We start from the raw sequence: 921 nt of genomic DNA on the forward strand, positions 1-921 counted from the left end.
ACGGCCGCCCACTGGACCGCGCTGGCCCGCTCCGCGTACCTGGTGACCGACACCGACACGGAACCCGGCCTGGTCAAGCGCAGGGGCCAGACCCTGGTCCGGGTCCAGCGGGGCACCCCGCTCGGGCACGAGGGCCTGGACCTCCAGGAGCGTCCGGCGGCGGCCCGGGACACCGACTTCGCCCGGGTGCTGGCGGGCGTCGACCAGTGGGACTACGTCGTCTCCGCCGACCGCCACTCCACCCTGACCTGGGAACGGGTGTTCCCCGGCCGCTACACCACCCTGGAGTACGGCAGGCCCCGCACCGACCGGTTCCACACGGCGACCGGAGCGGACGTCGCCGGACTGCGGAAGTCGCTGGGCATCCCGCGGGGTTCGGTGGCGGTCCTGTACGCGCCGGCCCGCCGCGACTACCTCCGCACCCAGCCCCGGCTGCTCGACCTGGAGCGCGTGGTGCGCCGGCTCGGCCCGCGGTTCGTCGTCCTGGCCCGCGGCCACCACCCGCGGCAGGGGCCGCTCGAGGCCGCCTCCGACCGGGTCCTGGACGTGAGCGGGCATCCGGACCTGGCCTCGCTGTGCCTGGCCTCGGACGCCCTGGTCACGGACTTCTCCCCGCTGATGTTCGACTACGCGGTCCTGGACCGGCCGGTCGTCCTGCACGCCGGCGACTGGGAGGCGTACGAGGCGGCCCGCGGTCTCTACTTCGATCCGCGGACCGTCCCGCCGGGGGCGGTCGCGGGCAGCGAGGACGACCTGATCGACATCTTCACCTCCGGCCACTGGTGCGGCGCCCGCTCCGCCCGGCTGCGCGCGGCGTTCCGCGACCGTTTCTGCCCGCACGACGACGGCCGGGCCGCCGAACGGGTCGTACGCCGGGTCCTGCTCGGGGAGAGCGACCTCCCGCCGGTCGTCCCCCTGGAC

General features: G+C 75.5%; 1 protein-coding gene. It reads left to right on the forward strand.

Features of this window, described 5'->3' with window-relative positions; genetic code table 11:
• A partial coding sequence (locus B9S61_RS03590; protein ID WP_146064695.1) for a CDP-glycerol glycerophosphotransferase family protein occupies positions 1-921 on the forward strand: 921 nt, incomplete at both ends.

Source organism: Streptomyces sp. SM1, from assembly GCF_002910825.1.
GTDB lineage: Bacteria > Actinomycetota > Actinomycetes > Streptomycetales > Streptomycetaceae > Streptomyces > Streptomyces okerensis.